The organism is Solwaraspora sp. WMMD1047 (genome assembly GCF_029626155.1).
Lineage (GTDB): Bacteria > Actinomycetota > Actinomycetes > Mycobacteriales > Micromonosporaceae > WMMD1047.
In genome coordinates this window covers 1,172,677-1,194,488 of the sequence record NZ_JARUBL010000001.1, presented here as the reverse complement: position 1 = coordinate 1,194,488, position 21,812 = coordinate 1,172,677, and the positions used below count along the sequence as shown (strand labels likewise).

General features: G+C 71.1%; 22 protein-coding genes and 1 tRNA gene. 9 read left to right on the top strand and 14 right to left on the bottom strand.

Going from position 1 to position 21,812, the window contains the following annotated elements; all coding sequences use genetic code 11:
* Window positions 1-136: 136 nt before the first annotated feature.
* Genes O7627_RS05575 through argS form a run of 3 tightly spaced genes read right to left on the bottom strand, consistent with a single transcriptional unit; the run spans window position 137 to window position 4,558 of the window.
* Window positions 137-1,474 (bottom strand): homoserine dehydrogenase, encoded by a 1,338-nt coding sequence (locus O7627_RS05575; protein WP_278092420.1) that lies wholly within the window; start codon window positions 1,472-1,474, stop codon window positions 137-139.
* Window positions 1,471-2,856 carry a diaminopimelate decarboxylase gene (gene lysA / locus O7627_RS05570; protein ID WP_278092419.1) on the bottom strand — a complete coding sequence of 462 codons (1,386 nt, stop codon included), beginning with the start codon at window positions 2,854-2,856 and terminating at the stop codon, window positions 1,471-1,473. Before lysA ends, O7627_RS05575 begins: the two co-directional genes overlap by 4 nt.
* Before the next feature lie 37 nt (window positions 2,857-2,893).
* On the bottom strand, window positions 2,894-4,558 hold the full coding sequence (argS, locus tag O7627_RS05565; protein WP_278092418.1) for an arginine--tRNA ligase: 1,665 nt from the start codon (window positions 4,556-4,558) through the stop codon (window positions 2,894-2,896).
* Window positions 4,559-4,698: 140 nt separating this feature from the next.
* Here argS and O7627_RS05560 point away from each other — a divergent pair, with 140 nt between their 5' ends.
* The 3 genes from O7627_RS05560 (at window position 4,699) to O7627_RS05550 (ending at window position 7,320) form a co-directional block, all read left to right on the top strand.
* On the top strand, window positions 4,699-5,589 hold the full coding sequence (locus tag O7627_RS05560) for a DUF3105 domain-containing protein (protein WP_278098174.1): 891 nt from the start codon (window positions 4,699-4,701) through the stop codon (window positions 5,587-5,589).
* Window positions 5,590-5,774: 185 nt separating this feature from the next.
* Entirely contained in the window at window positions 5,775-6,446 is a 672-nt protein-coding gene (locus O7627_RS05555) for a DUF305 domain-containing protein (protein ID WP_278092417.1), read from the top strand.
* Between the two features lie 196 nt (window positions 6,447-6,642).
* A complete protein-coding gene (locus tag O7627_RS05550; RefSeq protein ID WP_278092416.1) occupies window positions 6,643-7,320 on the top strand; it encodes a winged helix-turn-helix domain-containing protein in 678 nt (225 codons plus the stop codon).
* 598 nt (window positions 7,321-7,918) lie between these two features.
* On the opposite strand, the gene O7627_RS05545 is transcribed toward O7627_RS05550, so the two are convergent.
* Entirely contained in the window at window positions 7,919-9,169 is a 1,251-nt protein-coding gene (locus O7627_RS05545) for an HNH endonuclease signature motif containing protein (RefSeq protein WP_278092415.1), read from the bottom strand.
* Window positions 9,170-9,295: 126 nt separating this feature from the next.
* Between O7627_RS05545 and O7627_RS05540 the strand changes: the two genes are divergently transcribed.
* Window positions 9,296-9,370, top strand: a tRNA-Arg gene (locus O7627_RS05540).
* Window positions 9,371-9,541: 171 nt separating this feature from the next.
* Here the strand turns inward: O7627_RS05540 and O7627_RS05535 are convergent.
* On the bottom strand, window positions 9,542-10,129 hold the full coding sequence (locus O7627_RS05535) for a TetR/AcrR family transcriptional regulator (protein ID WP_278092414.1): 588 nt from the start codon (window positions 10,127-10,129) through the stop codon (window positions 9,542-9,544).
* 75 nt (window positions 10,130-10,204) lie between these two features.
* On the opposite strand from O7627_RS05535, the gene O7627_RS05530 reads away from it, so the two are divergent.
* Complete coding sequence (locus tag O7627_RS05530; RefSeq protein ID WP_278092413.1) at window positions 10,205-10,576, top strand: nuclear transport factor 2 family protein; 372 nt, start codon at window positions 10,205-10,207, stop codon at window positions 10,574-10,576.
* A 52-nt stretch (window positions 10,577-10,628) separates the two neighbouring features.
* Here O7627_RS05530 and O7627_RS05525 read toward each other — a convergent pair whose 3' ends face one another.
* From O7627_RS05525 to O7627_RS05515, 3 genes are all read right to left on the bottom strand, one after another.
* A complete protein-coding gene (locus tag O7627_RS05525) occupies window positions 10,629-10,955 on the bottom strand; it encodes a TraR/DksA C4-type zinc finger protein (protein ID WP_278092412.1) in 327 nt (108 codons plus the stop codon).
* A gap of 316 nt (window positions 10,956-11,271) precedes the next feature.
* Complete coding sequence (locus O7627_RS05520) at window positions 11,272-11,961, bottom strand: glycosyltransferase family 2 protein (protein WP_278092411.1); 690 nt, start codon at window positions 11,959-11,961, stop codon at window positions 11,272-11,274.
* 131 nt (window positions 11,962-12,092) lie between these two features.
* Window positions 12,093-13,694, bottom strand: a complete 1,602-nt coding sequence (locus tag O7627_RS05515) for a hypothetical protein (RefSeq protein WP_278092410.1) — start codon at window positions 13,692-13,694, stop codon at window positions 12,093-12,095.
* A gap of 493 nt (window positions 13,695-14,187) precedes the next feature.
* Between O7627_RS05515 and O7627_RS05510 the strand changes: the two genes are divergently transcribed.
* Complete coding sequence (locus O7627_RS05510; RefSeq protein ID WP_278092409.1) at window positions 14,188-15,078, top strand: nucleoside hydrolase; 891 nt, start codon at window positions 14,188-14,190, stop codon at window positions 15,076-15,078.
* A 147-nt stretch (window positions 15,079-15,225) separates the two neighbouring features.
* On the opposite strand, the gene O7627_RS05505 is transcribed toward O7627_RS05510, so the two are convergent.
* The 4 genes from O7627_RS05505 to O7627_RS05490 form a co-directional block, all read right to left on the bottom strand.
* Window positions 15,226-16,098, bottom strand: coding sequence for a class I SAM-dependent methyltransferase (locus O7627_RS05505; protein WP_278092408.1), 873 nt, complete (start codon window positions 16,096-16,098; stop codon window positions 15,226-15,228).
* Between the two features lie 95 nt (window positions 16,099-16,193).
* On the bottom strand, window positions 16,194-16,793 hold the full coding sequence (locus O7627_RS05500; RefSeq protein WP_278092407.1) for an XRE family transcriptional regulator: 600 nt from the start codon (window positions 16,791-16,793) through the stop codon (window positions 16,194-16,196).
* Window positions 16,794-16,852: 59 nt separating this feature from the next.
* Window positions 16,853-17,344, bottom strand: coding sequence for a DinB family protein (locus O7627_RS05495; RefSeq protein WP_278092406.1), 492 nt, complete (start codon window positions 17,342-17,344; stop codon window positions 16,853-16,855).
* On the bottom strand, window positions 17,341-17,982 hold the full coding sequence (locus O7627_RS05490; RefSeq protein WP_278092405.1) for a class I SAM-dependent methyltransferase: 642 nt from the start codon (window positions 17,980-17,982) through the stop codon (window positions 17,341-17,343). Before O7627_RS05490 ends, O7627_RS05495 begins: the two co-directional genes overlap by 4 nt.
* Window positions 17,983-18,103: 121 nt before the next feature.
* Between O7627_RS05490 and O7627_RS05485 the strand changes: the two genes are divergently transcribed.
* The 3 genes from O7627_RS05485 to O7627_RS05475 are packed head-to-tail and all read left to right on the top strand — an operon-like array spanning window position 18,104 to window position 20,147.
* Window positions 18,104-18,682, top strand: coding sequence for an XRE family transcriptional regulator (locus O7627_RS05485; RefSeq protein ID WP_278092404.1), 579 nt, complete (start codon window positions 18,104-18,106; stop codon window positions 18,680-18,682).
* A gap of 3 nt (window positions 18,683-18,685) precedes the next feature.
* On the top strand, window positions 18,686-19,552 hold the full coding sequence (locus O7627_RS05480) for a hypothetical protein (RefSeq protein WP_278092403.1): 867 nt from the start codon (window positions 18,686-18,688) through the stop codon (window positions 19,550-19,552).
* Between the two features lie 10 nt (window positions 19,553-19,562).
* Window positions 19,563-20,147 carry a DUF1707 domain-containing protein gene (locus O7627_RS05475; RefSeq protein WP_278092402.1) on the top strand — a complete coding sequence of 195 codons (585 nt, stop codon included), beginning with the start codon at window positions 19,563-19,565 and terminating at the stop codon, window positions 20,145-20,147.
* 10 nt (window positions 20,148-20,157) lie between these two features.
* Here the strand turns inward: O7627_RS05475 and O7627_RS05470 are convergent, their stop codons facing one another.
* Entirely contained in the window at window positions 20,158-21,384 is a 1,227-nt protein-coding gene (locus O7627_RS05470; protein ID WP_278092401.1) for an ABC transporter substrate-binding protein, read from the bottom strand.
* Window positions 21,384-21,788 carry a roadblock/LC7 domain-containing protein gene (locus O7627_RS05465; RefSeq protein WP_278092400.1) on the bottom strand — a complete coding sequence of 135 codons (405 nt, stop codon included), beginning with the start codon at window positions 21,786-21,788 and terminating at the stop codon, window positions 21,384-21,386. The genes O7627_RS05470 and O7627_RS05465 overlap by 1 nt, the downstream gene beginning before the upstream one ends.
* Window positions 21,789-21,812: the final 24 nt, after the last annotated feature.

The window sequence follows — 21,812 nt, the reverse complement described above, 5'->3', positions numbered from 1 at the left end:
CGTGCCTCTCGGCGATGGCCGCACGCGCTCTGGAAGATCGCCGCACGCGCTCCGGCGCCACCCGCACAGCCTGCCGCAATGCCGGCTCGCCGGCCAGCCCGCCTCCGCCGCAACCCACCTACCGGGACACCGCCGGTCAGCCGGTGCCCTCGACCCGCAGCACGCTGGCGATCGACCGGACGATGTCCAGGGTGCGCAGCTGTTCGACGGTGGCGGCCAGCGCGGCGTCCGGGGCGGCGTGAGTGACCACCACCAGGATGGCGTCGTCGCCCCCGCCGGGGGTACCGCCCGGGGCGCTGGCCTGCCGCACGGTGGCGATGGAGACCCCGTGCGAGGCGAAGACGTTCGCGACGGTGGCGAGCACGCCCGCGCGGTCGGCGACGTCGAGGCTGATGTGGTAGCGGGTGACCGCCTCCCCCATCGGCCGCACCGGCAGCGCCGCGTACGACGACTCGCTGGCCGAGCGGACCCCGGCGAGCCGGTTGCGGGCCACCGCCACCACGTCGCCGAGCACCGCGCTGGCGGTAGGCGCCCCGCCGGCCCCGCGGCCGTAGAACATCAGCTGACCGGCGGCCTCGGCCTCCACGAAGACGGCGTTGAAGGCGTCGCCGACGCTGGCCAGCGGGTGGCTGCGCGGGATCATCGCCGGGTGCACCCGGACGCTCACCGAGTCGGCGCCGGTGGAGTCCGGCCCCCGGGAGGCGATGCAGAGCAGCTTGATGGTGCAGCCCATCGCCTGGGCGCTGGCCATGTCGGCGGCGGTGACCTCGGTGATCCCCTCGCGGTGCACGTCGGCGGCGGTGACCCGGCTGTGGAAGGCGAGCGAGGCGAGGATGGCGGCCTTGGCGGCGGCGTCGAAGCCCTCCACGTCGGCGGTCGGGTCGGCCTCGGCGTAGCCGAGTTCGGTGGCCTCGTCGAGGGCCTCGGTGAAGCCGGCGCCGGTGGCGTCCATCGCGGAGAGGATGAAGTTGGTGGTGCCGTTGACGATGCCGGTGACCCGGGTGATCGTGTCGCCGTGCAGCGACTCGCGCAGCGGCCGCAGCAACGGGATCGCCCCGGCCACGGAGGCCTCGTAGAACAGGTCGGCGCCGCCCTCGGCGGCGGCGTCGTGCAGGGTGCCGCCGTCCTCGGCGAGCAGCGCCTTGTTGGCGGTGACCACGCTCTTGCCGGCCCGCAGCGCCTCGACCAGCCAGCCCCGGGCCGGTTCGATGCCGCCGACGACCTCGACCACCACGTCCACGTCGTCGCGCTTGACCAGGCCGAGCGCGTCGGTGGTGAACAGCGCCGGGTCGACCGGCAACCCGCCGCGGTCGCGGCCGGCCCGGCGGACGGCGATGCCGGCGATCTCCAGCGGGGCGCCGACCCGGGCGGCCAGGTCGGCGGCCTGGTCGTGCAGCAGCCGGACCACCTCGGCGCCGACCGTGCCGCAGCCGAGCAGGGCGAGCCGTACCGGGCGATGCTGTGTCGTCGTCATCCCACATCCAATGCGAGCAGATCGTCTTCGGTCTCCCGGCGTACGATCACCCGGGCCTGGCCGTCGCGGACCGCGACCACCGGTGGCCGCGGTACGTGGTTGTAGTTGCTGGCCATGCTGCGGCAGTACGCGCCGGTGCCGGGCACCGCGAGAAGATCTCCGGGCTGCACGTCGGCGGGCAGGAATTCATCCTTCACCACGATGTCCCCGGACTCACAGTGCTTTCCCACCACCCGGGCCAGGATCGGGCCGGCGGCCGAGGCGCGGGAGGCGATGGTGGCCGAGTAGGAGGCGTCGTAGAGGGCGGTGCGGATGTTGTCGCTCATCCCGCCGTCGACGCTGACGTAGCTGCGCAGGCCGTCGACGTCCTTGACGGTGCCGACCTGGTAGAGGGTGAAGACCGCCGGGCCGATGATGGCCCGGCCGGGCTCGATGGAGAGGTGCGGCACGGTCAGTTTCAGCGCGGCGCACTCCCCGTCCACGATCTTGTCGAGCCGCTTGGCCAGGTCGTGCGGGGGCGCCGGGTCGTCGCTGGTGGTGTAGGCGATGCCGAAGCCGCCGCCGAGGTCCAGCTCGGGCAGCTCGACGCCGCGGGCGTCGCGGAGCTGGGCCTGCAGGGCGAGCACCCGGCGGGCCGAGACCTCGAAGCCGCTGGTGTCGAAGATCTGTGAGCCGATGTGCGAGTGCAGGCCGCGCAGCTCCAGCACGTCCTCGTCGAGGATCTTGACGGCGGCCTGGAAGGCGGCGCCGCCGGCCAGCGAGAAGCCGAACTTCTGGTCCTCGTGCGCGGTGGCGATGAACTCGTGGGTGTGCGCCTCCACGCCGACGGTGACCCGGACCAGCACCCGGGGCCGCACACCGCGCTCGCGGGCCAGCGCGGTGAGCCGGTCGATCTCGGTGAACGAGTCGACGATGATCCGTCCGACGCGCGCGTCGACGGCCCGGGTCAGTTCGCTCATCGACTTGTTGTTGCCGTGGAAGCCGATCCGCTCCGGCGGCATCCCGGCGGACAGCGCGACGGCCAGCTCCCCGCCGGTGCAGACGTCCAGATGCAGCCCTTCCTCCGCGATGATCTTGACGACCGCGCGGCAGAGGAACGCCTTGCCGGCGTAGTAGATGTCCTCGTCGGGGAAGGCGGCCCGGAACTCCCGGCAGCGGGAGCGCAGGTCGTCCTCGTCGAGCACGTACGCCGGCGTACCGAACTCCTCGGCGATGGCGCGGACGCCGAGGCCGCCGACGGCGAGGGCGCCGTCGGCGGCTCGCGCGACGCCGCGCGGCCACAGCTGCGGCACCAGGGCGTTGACGTCGTCGGGGGTACGCAGCCAGCCCGGCCCGCCCGCGCCCAGCTCGCCGTGCAGGGCGCCCGCCTCGTGCGCCCGCATCAGACCCGCCCTCCGCGCGCCACCGCGCCCGCCCCGCTCACATCCGTTCCGGTGCGCTGACGCCGAGCAGGGTGAGCCCGTTGGCGATCACGGTGCGGGTGGCGTCGTTGAGCCAGAGCCGGGCCCGGTGCAGGTCGGTGGGCTCCTCGTCGCCGCGCGGCAGGATCCGGCAGCTGTCGTAGAACCGGTGGTAGGTGCCGGCCAGGTCCTCCAGGTAGCGGGCCACCCGGTGCGGTTCGCGCAGCTCGGCGGCGGTGGCCACCACGGCGGGGAACTCGCCGAGCGACTTGAGCAGGTCGTTCTCCCGCTCGTGGTCGAGCAGCTCGGGGCGGAACGCCTCCGCGTCGCCCCGGTTCAGCCCCACCTCGTCGGCGTTGCGCCCGACGCTCGCGGTCCGGGCGGCGACGTACTGCACGTAGTAGACCGGGTTGTCGCGGGTGGCCCGGGTCCACAGCTCGATGTCGATGTCGATCGGCGAGTCGCTGGAGTAGCGGGCCAGCGCGTACCGGGCCGCGTCCACCCCGATCGCCTCGGTCAGGTCCTCCAGGTTGACCACGGTGCCGGCCCGCTTCGACATCCGGACCGGCTCCCCGTCGCGGACCAGGTTGACGAGCTGGCCGATCAGGATCTCCAGGTGGGTGTCGGGGTCGTCGCCGAAGCAGGCGGCCATCGCCCGCATCCGGCCGAGATAGCCGTGATGGTCGGCACCGAGCATGATCACGACCCGGTCGAAGCCGCGCTCCCGCTTGTCCAGGTAGTAGGCGCAGTCGGCGGCGAAGTAGGTCCAGTCGCCGGAGGAGCGGACCAGCACCCGGTCCTTGTCGTCGCCGAAGTCGGTGGTCCGCAGCCAGACCGCGCCGTCGGACTCGTACACGTTGCCCTGCTCCCGCAGCCGGGTCAGCGCCCCGTGGAGCTCGCCCCGGTCGTGCAGGTCCTTCTCGTTGAAGTAGACGTCGAACCGGACCCCGAACTGGTCGAGCGTCGAGCGGATCTCGTCGAACATCAGCGCGACGCCCTCGACCCGGAAGATCTCCTGGGCGGCGGCCTCGTCCTGCGCCAGCACGTCGGGCCGGCGGGCCAGCACCTCCCGGACGATGTCGTCGATGTACGCCCCGGCGTAGCCGTCCTCGGGGACGGGTTGGCCCAAGGCGGCGGCGAGTAGGGACCGGGCGAACCGGTCGATCTGGGAGCCGGCGTCGTTGAAGTAGTACTCGGTGGTGACCCGCGCGCCGGTGGCCCTCAGCAGCCGGGCCAGGGCGTCACCGACGGCCGCCCACCGCACCCCGCCGATGTGCACGGGACCGGTGGGGTTGGCCGAGACGAACTCCAGGTTGATGGTCTGACCGGCGAGCCGGTCGCTGCGGCCGTAGGAGTCACCGGCCTCGACCACGACGCGGGCGAGCTGCCCGGCGGCGGCCGCGTCGAGCCGGATGTTGAGGAACCCGGGCCCGGCGATGTCGACCGATTTGACCCCGGCAGCGGCGGCCAGCTCCTCGGCGAGCGCGCCGGCCAGCTCCCGGGGTGCCACCCCGACCCGCTTGGCCAGCTGCAACGCCAGCGTGGAGGCGTAGTCGCCGTGCTCGGGATTGCGCGGTCGCTCCAGGCTCACCGTCTCGGGCAGGACGGATTGATCAAGCCCACGGGCGGTGAAGACGGCCCGGGCAGCGGCGCTGACGACCTCGGCGAGTTTGGCGGGAGTCACTTGCGCATGTTACCGGGGTAGACTCGGGCACTCGGCGGTGACCCTTGCGCCTGCGTGACCCGCCTGACCCCCGACCGACCCGACCTGACGAGGCATCAGTGAGCATCAGTACTCCGAGTGGCGACCAGCGCCGTCCGTCCGTGGTCAGCACCGGCAAGAAGGCTCCGGGCGGCAAGACGGCCACCGAGGCCAAGACGCCCGCGGCCCGCAACAAGCCGGCGGCGGGCGCGAAGCCGGCGGCTGCCAAGCCGGCGGCGGCGGCCAAGCCAGCGGCCAAGCCGGCCGCGGGCGGCAAGCCGGCGGGAGCCAAGCCGGCGGCCGGCAAGCCCGCCGGCAAGCCGGGCGCGGCCCGGTCCGGTGGGGGCAGCAAGGGGCCCCGTAAGCCGGTCAAGCCGGTCAAGGTCAGCCAGGAGCGGGCCTGGGGCCCGATCGCCCTGTTCGTCGCCGTCGGGGTGCTCGCGGTGGGCATCGTCGGATACGGCGCGTTCGCCGTCTACCAGGGCGCCCGGTCTTGGGAGGACCGCGCCTCGGACATCGACGGCATCTCGAACTTCCGCGAGTCGGACCCGGAGCTGATGGCCGGCGGTAACCACCAGAGCGGCCCCATCGAGTACACGGTCACCCCGCCGGTCGCCGGCCAGCACAACGCGACCTGGCAGAACTGCATGGGCGACGTCTACGAGGCGCCGATCGCCAGCGAGCACGCGGTGCACAGCCTGGAGCACGGCGCGGTCTGGATCACCTACCGCCCGGACCTCGCCGCCGACCAGGTGGAGACGCTGGCCAGCAAGGTGCGCGGCACCGAGAAGCTGTTCATGAGCCCGTTCGAGGGCCTGGACAAGCCGATCTCGCTGCAGGCGTGGGGCTACCAGCTCAAGGTCGACAACGCCAGCGACGGCCGGATCGACGACTTCATCTCGGCGCTGCGGGTGAACGCCTCGATCGAGGGCCCGACGGCGCTCTGCTCGGGTGGCATCACCGCCACCGGCACCACCCCGCGTGACATCCAGCAGCAGCAACAGCAGGGCTGACAGCGGTAGGCGGTATCCCGGGGGGAGTCGGTCGGCTCCCCCCGTACCGTTTTCGGGTCCTGGTCCGCCGGGTTCCCGGTTTTTCCGGGTTCCGGTTGGTCCCGGGACCTATGGCCCGGGCGGCGCGGCGTCCGGCGCGGCAGTATGGGGAACAAGGTCCGGTCCGCGACAGGTTGGGGAGAGCCATGGAGACCTCGGTGGTGACCAGGGAACAGCACGACGAGCAGCACAACGAGGCGGCGGTCGGGCAGCGGCCGGGTCGCCGGTTCGGGTTCGTCGGCCTCACGGTCGCCGTCGTGGTCGGACTCCTGCTCGGGTACGCGGGCGGCTGGCTCACCCCGCAGTTGACGCAGCCGGGCACCGACTCGGCCGAGGCGGGCTTCGCCCGGGACATGACCACGCACCACGCCCAGGCGGTGGAGATGGGGCTGCGGGCGTTCGACGCGGCCACCGACGGCGAGGTACGCCAGCTGGGGATGGACATCGCCGCGTCGCAGCAGGGCGACATCGGGGTGATGCAGACCTGGCTCCGCACCTGGAACGTGACGCCGACCCGGTCCGGCCCGCCGATGGAGTGGATGCCCGGCGGCCCTGAGATGGTCTCGGAGGCCGGCCTGATGCCCGGCATGGCCACCGCCGAGGAGATGACCGCCCTGCACAACACCACCGGCCCGGAGCTGGACATCATGTTCCTGGAGCTGATGCGCGACCACCACCTGGGCGGCGTGCACATGGCCGACGCGCTGCTGGAGGTCAGCGGCAACGACGAGGTTCGCGAGGTGGCGCTGACCATGAAGCGCACCCAGCAGAGCGAGCTGAACACCCTCCAGATGCTGCTGGCCCGGCTGCAAGGCTGACCACCAGAGCCGGGGCTGACCACCAGAGCCGTCACGGCTGGGCGCCGAACGGCCGCGGCGGCCGCCCGCTCTCTTCGACCACACCGCCACCCGGTCATGCCGACCGGGGCGGGGCGTCTTTGTCCGACTACAGACTTAAGTCCGGTTTCTACCGACATAGCGTGACGCTTCATGATTAGTCGTCGTTGTCCCTGACGTGGTGGTTCTACTCGGCGACACACGACGGTCGGTCACCTCCTGGTGCCGACGCAACACGATCGGCGGCGACAGCGCGGTCGCCGCGGTCCGGCACCCGGAGCAGGCCGATCGCGGCCCGCTCAGCCGGGCCCAGGAACTGGAGCTGATCGATCTGCTCCGCGGCACCCATCCGGACGAGTGCGGGTTCGGCGAGGAACTCTGGTCCCGGGAGAGCGTGGCCGCGCTGATCCGGCGCCGCTTCGACCTGGCGATCCAGCCCGGCGACGTCGGCGGCTACCTGCTCGCCTGGGGACTCGGCCCCCGCGAGCCCACCGACCGGGCCTGCGGCCTCTGCGTGGACGCGGTGGCCAGGTGGATGCGCGACGACTACCCGACGATCGTCGCGTCGGCCCGCGAACGGCACGAGGAGGTCTGCTGGATCGGCCGCACCCGCCTGCACGGGCTGACCCCGGCAGCCGACATCATCGCCGCCGAATCGATCCGCGGCCGTACCCAGTTCATGGTCACCACGGCCGCGCCCGACACCCGACTCCCCCGCGACTTCCTGATCCGGCTCAGCGGCGCCGCCGGCCGGACGGTCCACGTCGTGGTCGACAACTCCTGGGCCAAGGTCGACTGGCCGCGCCGGCTCCCCACCCACCTGATCCTGCACCCGCTGCCGAGTTGCGGGCGCTGAGCCGGGGGTCCGTCAGCGGCGCGGCCGACGGACCCCCGGCAACAAACCCGTTCCCCCGGGGCGGCGCGTTCCCCCGGGGCGGCGCGGCCCCCCAGATCGGCACGGCCCCCCATCGGCACGATCCCCCAGATCGGCACGATCCCCCAGATCGGCACGGCCCCCCAGATCGGTACGGCCCCCCAGATCGGCACGGCCCGTCCTTCGGTGAGCCACCAGCCGGACCCAGTTGATGCTCCGCTGACCTGCTCGGGACTGTCGGGCGGGTGGCAGGACCGAGTGAGCCCGAGTCGACCTCCACGGTTCACCGTAGGTGCCGCCGGGTCCATTCCGCGCTCAGCCGACACCGGATGAACCGACGCCCGATGAGCCGATGTCGGGTAACCAAGGTCACCGACGCCCCCGTCGACCCTGACCCACCTCCGGCCCACCCCGGGAGCCCGGCTCGACGGGCAGCATCCCGGCATGTGGGTCGCCTCCGGCGAGAGGACCGGGGAGGCCGTGGCGGTCTGGCCCCGGGTGTCGGTCCGTCCCCAGGGGTGGGGGTTCAGTTGCTTCGGTGGTATCAGTTTCGTCGGTGGTATCAGTTTCGTCGGTGGTATCAGTTTCGTCGGTGGTAGTGGTTGCGGCGGGGTAGTTGGGTGGGGTCGAGCCAGGCGGGTGGGATGAATTCGGGACGTCCGTCCGGCGCGAGGCGGACTTGCCATTGGCCGGTGTGGATGAGGCGGTGGTGGTAGCCGCAGATCAGGACGGCGTTGTCGAGGGTGGTGGTGCCGCCGTCGTGCCAGGCGGTGATGTGGTGTCCGTCGCACCATCGTGGTGGTCGGTCGCAGCCGGGGAAGGCGCATCCGCCATCGCGCAGGGTCAGGGCGCGGCGCAGTGGTCCGGTGAACAGCCGCCGTTGCCGGCCCACGTCGAGGACCTGGCCGTTGCCGCCGAGGACGGCGGGCAGGATCTGCGCGTCGCAGGCCAGCCGGCGGACGGTGGCGGGGGTGAGTGCGGCGCCGGTGTCGAGCATGCCGGCGCCCATCTCCCGGACGAGGGCGTGGTAGCCGATGGTGACGACAAGTTGTGGGCGGTCGCCGCCGGAGGCGGGCAGCTGCCCGGTCCGCAGCACCAGTCGGCATACGTCGGCCAGGGCGTCGTGGCGGCGCTGTCCGGGGCTGCGGTCGTCGCCGTCACCGGTCGGGGCGCACAGCGGGTCCAGTGCGGCGTGCAGCAGCCCGGCGGTTTCGAGGTCCAGGACCCCGGTCAGCCGTACCCGCCCGTCGCGGGGCGAGGAGAGGCTGACGTGTCGACGTGGGTGGGCCTGTTCCTCCTCACGGCGCAGCGCGTCGGCCTCGGCCTGCTCGGCGACGTCGGGGGCGACGTGGTGCAGGATCCGCCGGCCCAACCCGCGCAGGATCGACGGCTCGAACCGGACGCTGTGATCGACAAGCGCCTGCGCCGCCTTCTCCACCACCTCGGCACCCACGGTGGCGGGTAGGTCGGACACCATGTCGACGATCACCCGGGCCTGTTCGGCGTTGATGGTTGCGGCGGCCAGGGCGTGGCCCACCACGGCCGGAGCGGCGTCCAGCGCGGCGGCCAACTCGACTGCGCGTCGGGCCGCGCTCCCGGAGATCCGCAGCCGCTCCCGCAGCCACACCGCCGTGGACGAGGCGCCGTGGGTGGTGGCGACCCCGCGTCCGTCGACCTCCCGCACCAACGCCAACCGCAACGCGGTCAACCGCTGCTCCAAGCCGTGCACCGCCTCCAACGCCGCGACCAGCTCACCCTCCGGCAACGCCCACGCGTCGCGGAGCGCGGCCTCGTCCACCAGGCCACCGATCCCCCGCAACGTCTCCAACACCACCACAGACTAGAACAGGTGTACGACAAGAGTGGCCGACGTCGAACAGATGCACCGATCACCCGACTCGGCCGATACCGATTCGGCCGTCGCCGGGGTCGTTTGCTAGTCTTTCCGGGTCACTGAGCCCCCGTAGCTCAGGGGATAGAGCACCGCCCTCCGGAGGCGGGGGCGCAGGTTCGAATCCTGCCGGGGGCACCACACATACCTGCTTACATCCGGCCGTCTTCTGGTCGGGGCCGCGCTGTTGCACGCCAGCCCTCGGCGTTCCATGCCGAGCCCGTCGTGGTTGGGCGCCGCCGCCGCGAACCCGGCCAGCACCGTGCCGATCGCCGCGTCCCGCACGGCCGGGACAGCGTCCGGTAAGGACAGTCAGTTCGGCGCTCGGCACACTCTGAGCACTCCCTCCCGGAAAGCCGCGCCGGCTTCGGCCTGTGTCATGCGGCCGGCAATCACCTCCTGACCTGCGGCGTGGCCGAGGCCGATGATCGCCGCGACGTACCAGGTGGTGGGCATGGCCCGGTCGAACTCGCGGCACCGACGCCCCCGATCGAGGAGCCGGACCAGTCCGTCCGTCACCGGTTCGTGGCGCTCCTGCTCGTCGCCGCCCGGCGCGGCAATCGCCGGAGTGAGCAGCACCGGGTAGCGCTCCAACAGCGTCCAGCTGGCGTCGACCCAGCGCGCCAGGGCTTCGACGGTGCTGCCCCTGTCGAGATCGAGGCCGCCGAGCTCACGAGCGACTTCAGCCGTGATGTGCCGTGTCACCGCGTGCAGCAACGCGTCGCGGGAGGAGTAGTGCGCGTAGATCGTCTGGCGGGAGACCCCGGCGGTCGCGGCGATCTCGTCCATGGACGCGTCCGGCCGCCGGCCCAGCAGCGCGACCGCGGCGTCCAACACCGCGGCGATGCTGCGCCGCGCGTCGGCACGTTGGCGTCGCTTCGGCTCCCGTACCTCCGACATGGTTGTCAAATTTACCGTACGACGTTAGCTTTGACATTACTGTCGAATTTATCTCCGAACGGCCTGGAGCTGAGCATGGATGTCACTGTCGCCGCGTACCTCACCCAGTACCCGCAGGAGGTCGCCTTCGGCGAGCACGACGCAGGGACGGTGTTCGACCGCTATCACACGGCGGACTTCGTCATGTGCAACAACGGCGTCCAGCTCGATCGGGAGAAGCTGCTCGCGCACGTGCGTCCAGCCCGCAAACGCGCCAAAGGCGTCCACGTCGAGGTGCACGAGACTCTGAGCGCGGCCGACCGGGTGGCCGCGCGGTACACGCTGACCGCGGACATGGCCGCGGGGAACACGATCACAACGGAGATCTACATGTTCGGCCGGCTCTCGGCGGACGGACGGCTGCAGCGGGTCGACCAGATCACCCGCGATGTGCCGTCCGGACGCTGACCCCGGCTGTAATCCGCACCGGACGGGCCGGAGTCGTCGCCGGTGGCGGTTCCTATCCGCACGCCACGCAGCGGCGGGCGAACGGCCGTACGGCAAGGCGTTCGCCGGCGATCGGCTGGCCGCATCCCTCGCAGACTCCATAGGTGGCGGCGTCCACCCGCCGCAACGCGTCGTCGACCTCGGCGATCCGTTCCCGCGCGGCCGCGAGCAGCGCGGTCAACTGGGCACGTTCGAAGCCGATGGTGGCGCCCTCCGGGTCGTGCTCATCGTCGGCGTTCGAACCGCGCGACGCCGAGAACAGCTCCGCCAGGTCCCGGGCCAACGTCGCCGCCTCGGCCTGCGCGCTCGCCCGGAGCCGCAGCAACTCGTCGCGGATCATTCTCCGCAGCCTAACGAGGGATTCCGGCGAGACGGAAAGGAGTACGTGAGGAACCAGCGACTGAACACCTCTCAAGAGAGCCACCAGCTCGCACCTGGCGGATCTGGGCTGGCCAGCAGCGCGCACCGGGACTGCGTAGTTTGCCGTGTTTGACCTGGGTGTGGTCCGTCGGACAGGACGTCGATCCTGTCCAGGAAGGACCACGTCACGGCAGACAACAAGAACGCGGCTCAGCTTCCGCGGTCGACGACGGCGTCAAGGCGTGCGGGCTCGCGGGCGGCCCGTGCAGTGGGTGTGTCTTCCTCGACCTCGTTTGTCAGCGCTTGCGGGTGCGCTCGCGGCCCAGAATCCACAGTGCCTCGACACCGTCTTTCCAGGTGATCTTCTTTCCCTCTTCGCGACCCCGGGCCCGGTAGCTGATCGGCACCTCGTACGGCCGAATCTTGCGCCGCAGCAGCTTGCCGGTCACCTCGGCCTCCATGCCGAAACCCCGCGACTTGATCTCCAAAGACCGGTAGAGCTCGACCGGCAGCAGCTTGAAACAGGTCTCCAGATCACCGATGTACGAGTTGAACAGCACGTTCGCGGCCGTGGTGACGGCCTTGTTGCCCATCACGTACCAGAAGCTGTAAGCGCTGTGGCTGCCGAACGTGCGGTTGCCGTAGACCACCTCGGCCCGCCCGTCGAGCACCGGGTCGAGCAGCTTCGGGATGTCCATCGGGTCGTACTCGAGGTCGGCGTCGAGGATGACCAGGTAGTCACCCTCCGCGCTGTCGACCGCGGTCTTGATCGCCGCGCCCTTGCCCGCGTTGCGCGAATGGGTGATGACCCGCAGGCGAGCGTCGTCGGCGGCACCGTCGAGGATCGCACCGGTGCCGTCGCGGCTGCCGTCGTTGACCACGACGAGCTCGATCTCACACGGGTAGTTGACCGCGAGCGCCTGCTTGAGCGCCTCCGCGATGCGTTCTTCCTCGTTGTAGACCGGCATGAGGATCGACAGCTTCACAGAAATCTCCATGGGTGGGTGACAGGCCGCGTAAATGTACCGGCACAGCTCTTCGTATCGTCTTCACCGGGTAGGTCCGCTGACTCGTGATGCAAGCAACCGCAGCACGCGCACTCCCCCGGCGTCTTAGCTCAGTAGATTTCCAGGCAGGGCTCATCGCCAGTCATGGGTCGCGGTGTCGGTTGGAAGGGTTCGAGTTCGACCAGCGCCCAGGAGTTGGGTCCGATCCGGTCGCCTCGGCCGTCGTGTTGCTCGACGACGGTGCCGATCGAGTCGAACAGCCGAAGGGTGACCTCGAAATGGTCTCTGCGCGTGGTGGCGTTGAGCTGGCCTTCGACATAGAACACGCGCTTGGCGCCAGCGAGTTTCTCGTAAACCGCCAGCTGTTTTTCGACAGGGGTCTTCGGCCGGCACAGCCGCACGTGGTGCACGGCTGGACCCAGATCAAGGTAGGGCCTGTACCACCTGGTGACCGGATTGCCGAAGTAGTAGACGAGCACCACGTCGCCCGGTCGTACCTTCCCGGAGATATCCCGCAACGCGTCTCGCAACGCGTCCTTCCCCCGCGGGTCAGCGATTTCCTTCGCTGCCGTCTGCGCGCCTGGACCAGCAATCATTCCTACGCCTAAGCCCGCGGCCACGGCCAGTGCGGCCGCCACCGCGGCGGGCAGGTGATACCAGGGCATCGCTCGACCGCGCTGGAACAACCCTGCGCTTACCCGCACGAGGCCATCCACCGCCGCGACCACCAGCAAGATCGTCGGTGCGATCAGATAGATCGCTGGTCGGCTGACCACGGGGAAGCCCCGCACCGCGCCTCCGCCAACCCCGGAGACGAACACCATCAGCAGCATCACCGCCCACACCCGTCTGCGCCACCAGAGCGCCACCAGCCCGGCAACCATCAGCAGCAGGACCAACCCGCCCAAGCGCCAGCCCATCGGATTGGCGACGAACTTGCTCCACATGAACGGCAGCCAATCGAGGATCTCGGGTAGCCCGGCACCCTCAGGCGCGGTTCCGCCTTTGAAATAGTCAGTCTGGTCGGGATAAAACGAGAAACGGCGTCGCCACGACACGAGAAAGGTCGCAGTCAATCCCGCTGGCAGCGAGAGGCCGGCCTGCCAGCCGAGATCGGCCCACGCTCTCCTTGCTGCGTGCAGGCAGAGCAACGCCATCGTCACCGCAGCCGTCACCAGAATTGCGCTGAAGGATACGAATACCGCGACCCCCGTCGCGGTCACCCAGGCAGCCGCTGGCCACGAGCGAAGAGCGGAGGCCCAGCCTTGCCACCGGATCGCCTGGTGCGCCCACGCCCCGAGCACAAGCAGTACCAGCGCGATGCCGGCTTCCCAGGCGTACTGCTTGGTCTCGCCGGCGTAGACGAGCAGGGCCGGCGCGAACGCGAGCATGGCCACGACCGCAACCGCCGCGAAGCGTCCGATCGCCTGCCGCGCGATGAACGCCCCCAGACACAGGACCGTCAGCGCACCGAGATAGGGCAGGAACCGCAGGACCCGGTCGTCCGGACCGACAACCTCGAGCAGGAGCTTCTCCAGCCAGAGCCAGCCAACCGGGGCCACCTGGTCATAGGTCAAATGCCCAGTCAGCTGGAGGAACGACCGGCGGAGGTTGTTCGCGATGCTCGCCTCGTCTTTCCACATCGGCACGGCTGACCACCACACACGTGTGACGCCGAAGACCCCCACACCCAACGCCAACACCAGCAGCACGCGGGAAGACCATTCGACGACACCCGCAAGGACCTGGCCGCGCGAACGAATGCGACCCGCAGGCGCGTCAGCCCTTTCCGGGGCGTCTGTCCGGCTGCCCGGCACCGACGATGTCCGAGAACCCGCCACGTTGTCCCTCGCTCCTCTGAATGCCCGCCACGCCGCTCGACAACATCAACAGCGGCGCGGGATAACCTGGTCCTATTTCGCCCGACACATCTTCGACGGTTGCTGCGCCAGCAGGGGATGTTGACGTTGCTGAGCAGCGCTGGGTGTCGTGACGGTGAACGGGAACAGCCACCGTTGATCATGGACGGTCGCGTGTGGGTCAACCATGACACCGCGGTGGCGACGGCCTACAGAGTAGACGCTCAGCGTTAGCAGGAGTAGTCAGAGTTTTCGGCAGCCGCGACCTGGCGAAGTGCGGGTGCTTCGTGCGTTACCGGTAGATTATTCGGCTCCGCCCGATGAATCCGACCCGTTGGGGAGACTCATGCAGCCGACACGGCGTCGCCGCGTGATCATCGACACCGATGCGAAGAACGAAGCGGACGACCAGTACGCGATCGTGCACGCGCTGCTGTCTCCGTCGCTGGACGTGCGTGGTCTGGTCGCCGCGCACTTCGGGACCCGCCGCACAACCCGCAGCATGGCGGAGTCCCGGGAGGAGATCGACCACCTGCTCGACCTCATGGACCTGCGGGAAACGGTCACCGTGGCCAACGGTGCCCCCACCCCCATCCCCGACGAGCAGACTCCCGAGGACAGCGACGGGGCGCGGCTTATCGTGGCGGAGAGCAGGCTCGCCTCGCCGGCGGACCCGCTCTACGTCGCCTTTCTCGGGCCGCTGACCGACATGGCGTCGGCGATCCTGCTCGACCCGGACATCGTCCACCGACCCGTCGTGGTCATCTGGATCGGCGGCGTCGGCTACGGCGGCGTCGAGACCTATCCCGGCGTCGAGTTCAACCTCGGCAACGACATCCCCGCCGCCAACGTCGTCTTCGACTCCGGCATCACGCTCTGGCAGGTGCCCAGCAACGTCTATGCGCAGGTCTCGGTCAGCTACGCCGAGCTTGAGGAGAGGATCGGCGGCACCAGCCCGCTCGCCGACTACCTGATCCGCCAACTCGTCGAGTGGAACGAGACCTACCACCCGGCGCCCATCGAGTCCCGCTCCCTCGGTGACTCGCCCGCCGTCTCGCTGATGCTGTATCCCCACGGCGGCACGTTCCGGGTAGTGCCCGCGCCGCGGTTCGGTCGGGAAGGGCACCCCGTGCCCGGCTCGGGGCACCCGATCCGCGTCACCGAATCAGTGGACGTCCGGTTCCTCATCGAGGACATGTTCGCCAAGATCCGTCGCTTCGGCCGCGACCACACCTGACGCGGCCCTCACCCGCACCCCGCCGAACGCGGCATCGACCCGCCGCACGATGCCCGAGGAGGTGAGGGTCTCGTGCTCATCAGCGATGTCGGGGTGCCCTCACCGCCGCCGGAGCGGGGCCGGCTTGGTCGGAGCGACCACCGGAGCTCAGCCGGGGCGACGGGCGGCCCAGATGGTGCGCTCGGTGCGGACCTGAAGGTCACCTCTGCGCAGGATGCTCTGGTCGCCGCCGGTGTCCAGCAGCCGATCGAGGGCCGCGAGATCCTCGGGGTCCAGGGCGTCGGCGAGGCCATGCCGGATGCGCGTCAGGCCGTTGAGGGCGTACGCGCCGACCGCGTGATCGCCCGCCCCCTCGACGTTCACCGCGATGGTTCGGATGCCTTCGACGGTGAAGCCGGCGGCGGTGAGCAGCGGTCCCCAGTCGGCGCCGCGGTGGGACATGCGCCCAGCGTGTAGCCGGTCGGCCGCGGCGTGGCAACGATCTTCCAGGCCGGGGCGGTCCGTCGGCATGTTCTCGGGCAGGAAGCGCGGGAAGCCGGCCAGTTCCAGCACCGCGAACAGGCCGCCCGGGGCGAGCAGGCTGCCGACCGCGCGCAGGGCGCGCTCCGGATCGGCCAGGTGGTGCAGCGAGGCCGATGCCCACACCAGGTCGGGCCGGCCGAGGTCGGGCCAGGTCGGGCCGTCGAGATCGGCCTGGACGGTGCGTACCCGATGCTCCTCGCCGCGCTCGCAGGCCTTGCTCATCAGGCGCTGCAGGTGGGCGACGGAGGAGTCGACCGCGATGACGTGAGCGTCGGGCAGGCGCTCCAGGAGGGCGAAGGTGCCTGCTCCCGTTCCGCATCCCAGGTCCACGATCCGGCGCGGTGGCGCGTCGAATGGAAGCCACCGGATGATGTCCGCGAGGTGTTCGGCCAGGACCACCGCGTCCAGGTCCAGGATCTCGATCAGGTCGCCGTCGTGGCCGGAGCCGTGGCCGGGACCGTGGCCAGGATGCGTGTCGTGCGAGTGATTCAGGGGCATGGGGGCCACGCTACGACCGCCATGCTGGAGAGGCATAGCCACTCCCGTTTTACGCAAGACAATGACGCGCGGCGCTGCCCGAGGCGCAACCCGGTCTACCCGCCGGAGGTGTCGTCGCCGGCCCGGGTCCTGCCGTTGCGTTGCTGGTGGCCGCGGCGGGCGTCGCGATCGAAGATGCCCAGGATCTCGCAGGGTCTGCCGGCGGTGCCGATGGCGTGCGGAAGCATGGTGGGAAACTGGGCCGCCTGGTTGGCCTCCACCCGGTAGCGGCGGTCGCCGAGCAGGAGGACGGCGACGCCGGAGAGGACGACGAGCCATTCCTGGCCGGGGTGGGCACGCATCCGGGCGGGGTTGTCCGGGGGCGGCCCGGTCAGCCGTTGGCGGACCACGCTCATGCCGGGCTCACCCTTCATGGTCCAGCGCAGCTGACCGTGCGCTCCCTCGACCGTGGGATTGATGATCACGTCGTCGGAGGCGGTCTCGACGAGCTGGTCCAGGGTCGTGTCCAGCGCCCGGGCGAGGACCACGAGCTGGTCCAGGGCGAGCCGGCGCTGGCCGTTCTCGATCCGGCTCAGGGACGACTGGCTGAACCGGGTCCGGGCCGCCAACTCCTCCAGCGACAGTCCCCGGGCGACCCGCAGCGCGCGGATGCGTTGCCGCACCAGGCCGTCCAGGTCACCCTCCGCCTGCCTCACGAGCAGAGCTCTTGCGTCATGAGCAGGATGATATGCCCCTACCGTATTACCAGCGGCTCTCACCGGCCGGTGGAGCCGTCGATCTGCTCCCGGAGGATGTCGGCGTGGCCGGCGTGCCGGCCGGTCTCCTCGATCATGTGCACAAGTACCCACCGCATCGAGGGCGCCGGCCCTCGGCGCGGGGGTCTCGGGGCGGGCTGGGCCAGATCGGGGCAGGCGTCGATGACCTGGTTCGCCCGCTCGACGGTGTCGCGGTAGTCGGCGAGCACACTGTCGACGGTCTCCGCGGCGGTGGGCCGCATGGTCGCCCGCCAGTTGCCGACGTCCTCGCCCAGGAAGTAGAACCGCTCGACCGCCGCCAGGTGCTTGACCAGCCCGAGCAAATTGGTACCCGAGGCGACGCCGGCCGTTCGGACCTGCGGCTCCGGTACGCCGGTCAGCTTGTTCGCGATGGCGTCGCGCAGGTAGTCGAGGAACCCCCGCAGGGTCTCCTTCTCGCCGGTGCCGGTCCACGCCGGTCCGGTGTCCTTCGCCCGCCGCCGGGCGGTCATTTGGCGGTCCGCTCGATGAGCAGGACGTTGTCGACCACGGTGGCGGTCCGGCCACCGGGTCCGGTGGCCCGGCGGCGCGGCATGTCGGCGCGCCGGACCGCCCAGCACCGGGGGTCGAGGTCGAGTTCGGCGGCCACCTCCGTCGGGGTCGGGTAGTGGGCGTCGGGATCCTGGTTCCACGACCAGGGTGCCGTGGAGCCGTGGTCGACGACCAGCAGCAGGCCGCCGGGTCGCAGGGCCGCCGCCGCGGCGCTCAGGATCCGGCCCCGCAGCAGCGGGAACGGGGTGTGGAAATACTGGGCGGAGACGAGGTCGAACCGGCCGGCCGGGAAACTGCTGGCCAGATCGTGCCGCTCGGCGGTGACCAGGTCCTCGACGCCGAGTTCGCGGGCGCGCTCGCGCAGCCGTTCGACGGCGGTGGTGGAGATGTCCACGGCGGTGACGTGCCAGCCCCGCCGGGCGAGCCAGACCGCGTCGCCGCCGGCGCCGCAGCCCAGATCCAGGGCGGCGCCGGGATGCAGCGGGTCGGTGATCTCGGCGAGCAGCGGGTTGACCCGGGCCGCCCCGCCGGGCCGGCCGCGGTAGTGCCGTTCCCAGAACAGTTCGGCGTTCTCCCCCGCTGGTCGTCCTCTGCCCATCACGGAATCCATCCGGATCTCCCTTGTTCGGGCCGGCGCGCCAGCGCCGGTCAGCTACCTGGAGCCTCACCGCCACCGTTTCCCCGTTGCAAGAAAAATTGCGGATCTGCACTATCGGGGGATGGAGAACCTCGCGCACGACGTCCTGGCCGGGGTCGGGCCACGGCTGCGCGCCCTGCGCCGGGCCCGCGGCGGCACGCTGGCCACGCTGGCCGCCGAGACCGGGCTCACGGCGAGCACCCTGTCCCGGCTGGAGACCGGTCGGCTCCGCCCCACGCTGGAGCAGCTGCTGCCGCTGGCCCGGGCGCACGGCGTACCCCTTGATGATCTTGTGGCGGCGCCACCCACCGGCGACCCGCGCATCCACCTGCGACCGATCCGCCGAGCCGGACTGGTGCTGGTGCCGTTGACCAGGCGGGCCGGCGGCGTCCAGGCGTACAAGGTGATCTATCCGCCGGCCGGCCGGTCGCCGATCAGAAAACCCCAGACCCACGAGGGGTACGAGTGGTTCTACGTCCTGGGCGGCCAGGTCCGGTTCGTGCTCGGTGAGCGGGAGTTCCGGCTCGGCGTCGGCGAGGCCGCGGAGTTCGACACCGGCGTACCGCACTGGATCGGCAGCGCCGACAGCCAGCCCGCGGAGGCACTTGTCCTCTTCGGCGCGCAGGGCGAACGCGCCCACCTGACACCGGCGAGGTCCTGACCGGTGCGGGTGACGATGGCGACCGACGCGGCGGGCCGACCCGGCCGTACCAATGAGGATTTCGTCGGCGCGGTGCCCACGGCGGTCGTGCTCACCGACGGCGCCGGCGGGGTGGTCGGCGCCGAGGCGGTCTGCCGGCACGGCGTCGGCTGGTACGCCTGCCGCCTCGGCGGACACCTGCTCAACCTGCTGTCGCCGGGCGCGGCGTACCCCTCGGCACCCGCCACGGACCGGACCCTGCCGGCGCTGCTCGCCGAGGCGATCGAAGCGGTGGCCGACGACCACCGGCACACCTGCGACATTGCCGATCCACGCAGCCCGTGGGCGACCGTGGCGATCCTGCGGCTGCGCGACGGCCAGGCCGAGTACCTGGTCTTCGGTGACGCGGTGCTCGTGCTCGACCGGGCCGGCGCGCCGGTCGTCGTCACCGACCCGCGCGAGGTGCGCATCGCCGAGCCGTACCAGGCCGCGCTGGACGCCGCGGTCGAGGGCAGCGTCGAATACCAGCGGATCCTCCGGGACGGCCGCGACGCGATGCGGGCCAACCGCAACCGGCCGGGCGGTTACTGGGTGGCGCAGCAGGACCCGCGGGCGGCGGCCGAGGCGATCGTCGGCAGGCGACCCGTCGCCGAGCTCGCCGGTGCCCTGCTGCTCAGCAACGGGGCCAGCCGGATCGTCGACCGGTTCGGTCTCGCCGACTGGCCGGAGGTCCTGACCGCCGTCCGGTCGGCCGGACCGGACGAGATCATTCACCGCGTCCGGCAGGCGGAGGCCGACCGGAAGGTGGCCGCCGACGACGCCACCCTGGCGTACTGCACCGGCCTCGCCGGGTGGGCGTCCGGCCTTCTGCGCACGCCGGTCGGGCCGTAGAGTCGGTCGGGTGAATGGCGATCTGGTGCCGTCGCGGCGGAACCTGCGGATGTCGGATGCCGACCGGGAGCAGGTGCTGGCCCGGCTGAGCAGCGCCGTCGCCGAGGGCCGGCTGACGCTGCCCGAATTCGAGGAGCGCACCGACGGGGTGCTGCGGGCCCGCACCTACGGCGAGGTGGAGCCCTACGTCGCCGACCTGCCGCCGGCAGACGTCGCGGCCGCGACCGAAGACGTGGTCGAGTTGCGCAGCAGCGCCGGCACCCTTGCGCGCAGCGGCCGCTGGGCGGTCCCTGCGCGGCTGGTGGTCCGGAGCCGGGCCGGCTCGGTCAAGCTCGATTTCCGACATGCCGTGATCAGCCACCGGGTGGTCGAGATCGAGCTGGCCGCGCAGGCCGGGTCGACGACGATCGTGCTGCCGCCCGGCGCCACCGCCAACATCGACCGCGTCACCACGACCGCCGGTACGGCGACGACGAAGGTGCCCTCGATGCCCGAACCGGGATCGACCGCCCCCCACTTCGTGATCACCGGCAGCACCTCCGCCGGCACCCTGCTGGTGCGGTACGAGTACCGCTTCTGGCGCTGGCGCTGGTGACCGACAGGTCTCAGCCGCCCAGGGTGGCCAGCTCCGACACGACGACGTTGCTCAGTGCCCGGCCGTCGCGGCGGACCTGGCGCAGGTACCACTTCTGGATCGGCGCGTGGGTGGTCTTCGCGAACTGCCACGGACCGCGCGGGCTGGTGAGTTGCCCGAGCGCGCCGATGGCGTCGTTGATCTGGTCGGGAGTCGGGTTGGTGCCGGCCGCCGCGATCGCCCGGTCCAGCACGGCCGCCGCGTCGTAGGAGGCCATCACGATCGAGGTGGGCACCCGGCCCGGGTACGCCGCGTTCCAGGCGGCGACGAACTCCCGGTTCTCCGCGTTGTCCAGGTCGGGCGAGTAGTTCAGGCCGTTGTAGATCCCCTCCGCCGCCTCGCCCTGCTCGACCAGGCTCGCCGGTTCGGTCACGAAGCCGGCCGCGTAGAGCGGCAGGTCGGCCACCTCCGACTCGGCGTACTGCTGGACGAAGTAGATCGCGTTCTGGGCGTCGAAGAAGCAGTAGATGGCGTCGGCGCCGGACTCGGCGATCTCCTCCAGGTACGGCCCGAAGTCCTCGTTGACCGGGAACGGGCTGAAGACGGCCTCGCCGTCCGGGTTGGCCAGCTCGCCGCCGAGCGCCGTGAAGGTGTCGACGAAGCCGCGCAGCTCGTCCCGGCCACCCTGGAAGTCCGGCCCGATGGCGTACACCTTGCCGTCCTTGACCTGCTGCTTCACGAACGGCGCCATCGCCACGCCCGGTTCGACCGAGAGCAGGTTGGTGTTCCAGATGTAGTTGACCTCTTCCAGCGCCGGCCGGCCCAGCGCACCGACGAGCGGCACCTTGCGCTCGTTGAGCAGCGGTTGGATGGCGGTGACGTTGCCGCCGTTGATGATGCCGGTGATCGCGGAGACCCGCTGCTCGTCCAGGAGCGCCCTGGCGGACTCGACCGCGACGCCGCGTTCGTACCCCTCGTCGCCGACGATCAGCTCCGCCGGGTGACCGCCCAACTGGCTGCCCCGCATGTCCAGGTAGAGCTGGAAACCGTCGCGCAGCTCCGAGCCGGGCGCCTCGAACGGGCCGGCGATGTTGGCGATCATCCCGATCCGGATGGTCCGCCGCGGGTCCTCCGCGTCGCCGCCGCAGGCGGCCACGGCCAGCACCAGCACACCGCTGAGGACGGCCGCGAGCAGGCGCCGGGCGGCCGGGCCGCCGGGCCGGACGGTGGGCAGTCGAAGAGCCGGTCGGCTGGCCATCACAGCGTCCGCAGCAACTCGGAGCGGACCGCCGGCGTGAGCGCCTCTCCCATCCGGTTCGCCAGGTCGGTCATCTCGTAGGAGACCTGGCCGACGTCGCAGGCGGGGGAGGCGAGCACGAGCAGCGACGCCCCCTCGCTGAACGCCATCAGGAACATGAACCCGCCGTCCAGCTGGGTCACGTTGGAGATCACCGAGCCGGCCTGGAAGAACCGGGCCGCCCCCATCAGCAGGGAGATCAGGCCGCTGCCGGTGGCGGCGAGTTGATCCGCGCGGTCCCGGGGCAGGCCGTGGTTGTGCGCCAGGACCAGCCCGTCGGTCGAGACGGCGAGGGCGTGGCTGACCTCCGGGATGCTGTTGACAAAGTTCTGCAACAGCCAGCTCAGGTTGTTCGGGCTCGTCACGGGCGCTCCAGGGGACACATCGGG